We start from the raw sequence: 7,833 nt of genomic DNA, 5'->3' as shown, positions 1-7,833 counted from the left end.
AAATCCGGCTGGTGGCGACCGAAGCCGGGGTGGGCGTGAATCTCACCCACCTGACCGCCAGCCAGGACGATATCCGTTTGACTGCGGAGGGGAAAATTATCCTGGGGGAAGTACACGCCGGGACAGACATCCGCATCAACAGCAAGGCCATTGAAACAACCCCACAAAGCCACGTGCAAGCGGGTCAGCATCTGACGTTAACCACCGATACCCTCCACAATCAGGGCCAAATCCGGGCGGGGGGAGATATCACCCTTAAAGCCACCAAACTGGATAACGTCAACCCGACCGGGCAAAGTCACCCGGTGATTACCGCCGGTAAAAACAACCGCATTACCGCTGATGAGATAAACAATGTGGGCGAGTTAAGCGCGGCGCAAAATCTCACCCTGACTGGCAACAATTTTTCAACGCAAGCGATAAAAGACCGTCAGGGGAATAGCCTCAGTAAACTCAGTGCCGGTGGCGATCTGACGGCGACATTGAAACAGGCCTTTCGTTTTGATGTGGATAAGGACCCGGTTAACGCAGGCAAGAAACCCACCGTTCCGGCGTTAATCACCGGGAAAAACATTGCGCTCACCGCCAACGATTTAGTGAATTCTGCGTCAATGCAGGCCGAACAAAACATCACCGTTAACGCCGAAACCGTCTATTTAGGCCACGGGCATTTAACCGCCGGGCACCAGGTGATGCTGGAGGGAAAGTCGCATCTTGATGTGAAGGGTTATGATATTTCCGGTCGGAATGTGACCTTGCTTGCCAGCCGGGGGCTGCTCTCTGTGGTCTCCGGAGACGACAATACCCCGGCAGGTATGCCGGCATTCACCACGCTTTCTGCGGATAACCGGTTACGCATTATCGCCGAGGGTCACATTAATCTTTCAAATATTCTGATCAATAAGGCGAAAAATATCTTCCTGGCGGCCAATGAGATGATTGAAATGGCGGCCTATGCGGATTTTGATGATGAGGGTATTCGACTCAATGAGGAGACGAAACAAGCCCTCATCAACCGTCTGCACACACTCAGTCACCTGACAGCGGATGAAAATATTGAGGTTCATGCAGGAAAAGTGATTGATCTGCGCACCCTGTCGTTGACGGCGGGGAACGATATCACCCTGACCAGTGGCGATGCGCTTGATATCAGTACCGAAGACGCCTATGAATATGAAAATGGCGATAAAAAATACACTGTCGATGAGGGCGATATTGATGATGAGGAAGATGACCCCTCCGCGCCCTCATTTCAATTCCCGATAATAAAAAGCACCCTCACTGCCGGCCGCCATTTAACCCTGAATGCCGGCGGTCAGATTGTAGATACTGACGCCACGTTGCGGGTTAAAGGCACGACGGCCATCACCCAGCACAACACTGAATTGCACTCAGCGGAAGGACGGTATAACTCCGTGGCTGGCCAGTATACGCCGGTGACAACGGCGCTGATTAACCGCGCGTTAAGCGGTGCGCCTCAGCTGACCCTCAATCTTGCCGAAGTCGAAGGGGAAGTGCCCGGGCTCCAACTGGCGGATAAACAAACCCGCATCACCGCGAAAAACAATCGCCCGATTATTCACATTGCGGCCCCGAATACCCGGGGTGTTTCGCATAACCGGTATCAGGCATTTAATATCGGGACCTCAGGACTGGTATTGAATAACGCGACCCACGAGACGCCGTCTCTGCTGGCGGGACGCATTAGCGCGAACCTGAACTTCACCGGTCAACCGGCGGCACTGATTATCAATGAAGTGGTGGGCTCCCTGTCCTCCACTCTGCAAGGCCAGTTGGAAGTGGTGGGACAAGCAGCCCCGGTCGTCATCGCCAACCCGAATGGCATCACCTGTAACGGCTGCCGCTTTACCCAGACCCCGGCAGTCACCTTATCCACGGGCAAGCCGGGGTTGGATAAAGACGGGGCGCTGGCGGCCTTAACCGTGAAAACAGGCTTCATCACCCTGAGTGAAGCCGGATGGGATGCAACAGCACAGGATAAAATCGAGATTATCAGCCGGACCACCCAGCTGCACGGTCCACTCCGGGCGAAAAACCTGACATTGATACAAGGCCCCAATCAGGTTGATGTCAAGCATGGCACCCTTATCCCCCTCACAGCCGAAGGTTATACCCCCGGGAAAGCGATTGATACCGGATCATTGGGGGGAATGTCTGCCCATAAAATCCGGCTGGTGAGTACCGAACCGGGTAAAACGGTCAATCTGACTAATCTGACCGCAACCCAAGGCGACATCAATATGACCGCCGAGGGTCAGGTCATTCTGGGGGCGGTGCAGGCCAAAACGGACATCAACCTGCGCAGTCAACGCATTGAAATGGCGGAACAGAGTCAGATGCAAGCGGGTCAACATCTGATATTGACCACCGAGACATTGCAGAATCAGGGACGCATTCGTGCCGGCGGTGATGTCACCATTAAAGCGAAAACCTTGTCTTCGGGTGGGGGAAACGTCAATGCGGGGAACCATGTCCTGCTACAGGGAGAGAACCGTTTTACGGTGCAGGGTACCGATATTTCAGGTCATGACGTGACCTTGATTGCCAACAGTGGAGGGATTTCTGTTTCATCTGGCGGCAATTCCGCCGCAGAAGGCGTACCGGTATTACCCACTATTTCTGCGGCTAATACGTTACGTATTCTATCTAGGCAGGGCATTTCGTTGTCACAGACGTTAATTAACCGGGCGAAAAATATCTTTCTGGCGGGTAATGGGCAGGTGGATATTCATCCGCATTTAGCGGTGGATGAGAATATTGAACTCCATGCAGGCGCGGGGATAAATCTGCATGGCATCGCCCTGACCGCAGGGAAAGACATCACCTTGACCAGTGGTGACTCAATGGATATTGATAAGGTCATGGCCGGCAACAAGTTAACCCTAATCGCTGGCTGGGATATTACCGAGAGCAAGGCAACCTGGTCAGCAGAAGGGGCCGTTGCCATTGCCAAAAACAGCCCCGCGTTGCACTTAGCTAAAGGGCGGTATACCCCGGTGACGTCTGCACTGATTGATCTCGCCTTAGGCCATGTCTCCCCACTGACAATCACGCTCCCGGAAATCGCCGGTGGCCTACCCGGGCTGACACTGGCGGACAAGCAAACCCGCATCAGCTTAAAAAACAATCGTCCGATTATTCATATTGCGGCACCGAATGCCCGGGGGATTTCACATAACCGTTATCAGGCGTTTAATGTCGGATCCTCAGGCGTGGTGTTGAATAATGCGACCGCTGAGACCGCATCCGTCCTGGCGGGACCGATTCAGGCAAACCCCCACTTCACCGGTCAATCGGCTGAACTGATTATTCATGAAGTTGTGGGGACGTTAGCCTCAACTTTACAGGGCTTGTTGGAAGTGGCGGGGCAAAAAGCCGCAGTCTTCATTGCTAACCCGAATGGTATCACCTGTAATGGCTGCGGCTTTATCCAGACCCCGGCGATCACCTTATCCACCGGTCAGCCGGTATGGGATAAAAACGGGGCGTTAGCCGCCTTAGACGTGAAAAAAGGCACCCTGACCATAGGTAAAAAGGGGCTGACGGCGACAGCGCAGGATGTCGATATTTTTAGCCGGACCACCGAGCTTCACGGTCCACTCCGGGCAAAAAACCTGACACTGACACAGGGCCCCAACCGGATGGATATCAAACGTGGTGCCCTGACTCCCCTCACCTGGGAAGGGGATACCCGCTGGAAAGCGATTGATACCGGGTCATTGGGGAGCATGTTGGCTGATAAAATCCGTTTGGTGAGTACCGAGCCAGGCAGGAAAGTTAACCTGACCCACCTGACGGCAACGCAAGGCGACCTCCAGGTGACCGCCGATGGCGAGGTGACGCTGGGCAATGTGCAGGCCAAAACGGACATCACCGTCAGCAGTCAGGCGATAAAGACAGCGGAACAGAGTGATGTACAGGCTGGGAACGATATCACGCTGGCGACGAACACGCTGGATAACTGGGGGCAGATGGTGGCCGGCGGTGATATGCGGTTATTTGTTGATCGCCTGCACAATTGGCGACATGCGCGGCTTCAAGCCCATCAGCATCTCTGGCTGCAAAAAGACGCGAGCGGCCACCTGAGCACCCGTATTGACAACGATTCCGCGGCACTGCAAACCCGGCAGGGGGATATCGTTATTCGCACCAAAGCACTCAGTCATTCTGGCGGTGCCAACCTGTCGGCGGGCGCGAATGCGTATATCAATGCGACCCGGTTTGATAACAGCGGCCAGGTTAATGCACAGAACACTCTCATCGTAACCGGTCACGACTTTAACGGGACGGAGGGCACCCTCTCAGCCGCGCTGAATGTGGTGGCGGACTTTATGCATCGATTCAGCGGAAGTGCGTTCATCTCCGCTAAAAATATTCTGCTGCATGCGGATGACATTACCAGCAGGGGGCACTTCGAGGCGGAAAATGACCTGACAGTCATTGCCGAAGGTAAAATTGAGCTTAATAAGAGCAGACTGGCAGCACAGAAAAACCTGACCCTGATGGCGGGCCACGGTATCACCGCCTATGACGCTGAACTGACCGGGGAAAATGTTGCGTTGCTCGCGCGTGAAGGCGACATTCAGATGAGAGGTGACGGCGCAAGTATTTCAGCCAATCATCAGGTGCAGATGGTCGCCGGTAACAAACTGGATCTCCAGGGGACATTGGCGGCACAGAAAAATCTGACTCTCATGGCAGGCCACGATATTGCCATCGCTCAAGCCGGGCTGACTGGGGAAAATATTGAACTGCTTGCCCGCAACGGCAACATTCGGATGGGCAGTGGCGGCGTAAGTATTTCAGCCGATAACCGGGTGCAGATGATCGCCGGTAACAACCTGTATCTCCAGGGAACATTGGCGGCAAAGAAAAATCTGACTCTCACGGCGGGCAAAGATATCACCGCCTATGACGCCGGACTGACAGGGGAAAATGTTGAACTGCTCGCACGTGAAGGCGACATTCAGATGCGGGGTGACGGCGTCAGTCTTTCGGCCAACCACCGGGTGCAGATGGTCGCCGGCAACGCACTGGATCTCTACGGTATTGTATTAGATAAAGCTGACAATATAACGTTAAACGCGGGTCATAAAATTAATGCCGATCGGGCTACATTGACGGCAAAGAAAAACCTGACCCTCACGGCAGGCCACGGTATCACGGCCCGTCAGACCGCACTGACCGGGGAAAATGTCGAGCTGCTCGCCCGCAACGGTGATATTCACATGGCGATGGGCGCGCTCAGATCGCGTATTTCGGCCAGCCACCAGGTGCACCTGTTCGCGAGTCACAAACTGGATCTTCAGGATCTTTTATTAGATAAAGTCGACAATATGACGTTAAACGCGGGGCATGAAATTAATGCCCGCCAGGTTAAATGGGCAGCAAAGAACAATCTGACCCTCATTGCCGGCCACGCTATTACCGCCGATCACGCCGGGTTGACAGGGGAAAATGTTGAACTGCTGGTGCGTGAAGGCGATATCCGAATGGGCAGGGATCAGCCTTATTCATGGTCTGGTCTGTCGGCCAACAATCATTTGCGGATTTCAGCGGGCCACGATCTGGATCTCTACGGCACCCGATTCAATCAATCACGCCATCTGACAGTCAGTGCCGGTCGTAACCTGAATGCCAGCCAGAGTCAATTAAACGCGGCGGGTAATATCCATCTGTTTGCTGGCAATGACTTAATGTTGCGGCGAGCCCGTCTCAATGCCGGGCAACAGGTCACATTAAGCGCCGGTCACGATATCGATATGTCCCGTCCCCCCACGTCAGAAAGCCGGTGGCGGGTCGCTGATTTAGCGGGATCAATCACCCACATCACGGCGGGTGATGACCTGCAACTCAGTGCGGGCGGCGATATCGTGGGCAGGATGGCCCGATTAACCTCGACGCAGGGGAGCGTGTTGGTTAACGCCGGGGGGGATTTCATTTTCTCTGCCCAGAAATATTCGCCTGTTAACGATGAAGACCAACACTACTTGTATGCCACCGGTGCCATCAACGCCGCCCGTAATCTCACACTAACGGCGGCAGGCAACCTGTTGACATACGGAACAAATTTGACATCCGGCAGTGATATGCGGCTTTCCGCCGGGGGAAATGTACGTTTTGAATCGTTGCCCGAATTTATCCGGGAAGGGAACAGTGGCCGCTTTACACAACACGCCAGTCAGTTGAAAAGTGGCGGCGCATTAACGCTCCACGCCCGGGGCAGTATGTTATTCCAGGCGACGGCGCTCATCGCTCAAGGTGTGATGGATATCACGGCAACCGGCGGCTTTCTCTATGCGCAGGCCATGGAAGAGGTTTACCGATGGGAAGAAGAAAAGAGAAGCTGTAAACGCGTTTTGGGCATTCAATCCTGTAAAGTTTTTGGCTCTAAAACGGAAACCCGCCGAAAAGAGCGCTCAACCCATAAAGTCACCGAATTGACCGCCGGCGGGGATATCACCCTGAGGGCAAAAGATGACGTGACCCTGGAAGCGAGCCGGATTGACACCCAGAAAAACGCGAAAATCACCAGCCAGACGGGGAAAGTGAACTTCCGGGCGATGCCCAATACCGCTGTTGAGCAGACCCTCACAACGTCAACCGGTTTTTTCATCACACAGCACGATAAAGGCCACAGTGAAAAGCGCTGGATCATCCCGTCGGTGCAGGTGGGCGGTACGCTGACGGTGGAAGCGGCGGACGGCATCAGCGCGGATGTAAAGGTGAAAGCGGGGCAATTACTGGAAGACGCGTTAGGGGAACTCGGTCACACCCCCGGGACCGAATGGTTGAACAATCTGCAAGACCGCAACGATGTCCAGTGGAACATAGTGAAGGACGCTTACAGCCGTTGGGACCAAAAAAGCACCCGCTTAAACCCGGTCGCAGGGGCTGTGATGGCGATTGCGGTCGCGGCGGTCACTGCGGGCTCTGGCCTGGCGGCTTGGGCGGGAAGCGGCGCGGTGGGGGCGACCGGTGCCACCGGGGCTACAGCGAGCGCGGTTTATGGGGCAGCGTATGGCGGAATGATCGGGCTAGCCTCGCAGGCGGCGGTGGCCTTAATTGAAAACAAAGGCAATCTCACCCAGACACTGTCAACCTTAGCGCAGCGCGATTCAGTCAAATCTCTCGTGACACAAATCACCGTGGGTGGCGCATTAGGGGGATTGGACCACACGATGGGGTGGGGAAAACTGGTCGAAGGAAAAACCGTGGTCGATCCCCTAAAAGTGCAACTGCCCTTATTGAGTCAGAATAATTGGAGTCAGGTGGCCCAGCGTGTGGCAGCACAATCCGTCGTGAGTTCAACATTGGGCACCGCTATTCATGGCGGCAGCTTGACGGACAATCTGCAAACCGCGTTGTTGAGCAATATCGGTAGCCAGATTAACGCGGAAGGGGCCGGGCTGATTGGGGATAACGGAGAAATTTTGGGGGTGCCCGGTAAAGCGATTAGCCATGCGGCGGTGTCTGCCCTGGCGGCAGAGATTGGCGGCGGAAATGCCAAAGGGGCAGCGGTGGGGGCGTTAGCTGCGGAACTGGCGGCGATAACGCTGGATAAAACCTTTAGCGACCCGATGAACATTCAGGCGGGTGGCAAAATCATCGGCGGCGTGGCGGGTGCGATTGCGACAAACAGCGCAGCAGGCGCGAACAGTGGTGCCAATGCCGGGGAAATAGTCGTGGAGAATAACTTTTTGAGCGTGAATGAGCTGGACAGTTTTGCGCACCAAGCCCGCACCTGTGAAGGCGAAAGCTGCAAACAAGTGATCAAGGATATGGTGGAGACCAATATCCGTAATCAGCAGG

Annotated in this window: 1 protein-coding gene; it reads left to right on the top strand. The window is 54.8% G+C overall.

Annotated features, from left to right (window positions below; translation table 11 throughout):
* A partial coding sequence (locus tag C5471_RS22185; RefSeq protein ID WP_207627437.1) for a two-partner secretion domain-containing protein occupies window positions 1-7,833 on the top strand: 7,833 nt, incomplete at both ends.

The organism is Photorhabdus tasmaniensis, from assembly GCF_011189505.1.
Lineage (GTDB): Bacteria > Pseudomonadota > Gammaproteobacteria > Enterobacterales > Enterobacteriaceae > Photorhabdus > Photorhabdus tasmaniensis.
Note: the sequence above shows the minus strand (reverse complement) of the source record. Positions and strands in the feature narration are given on the sequence as shown.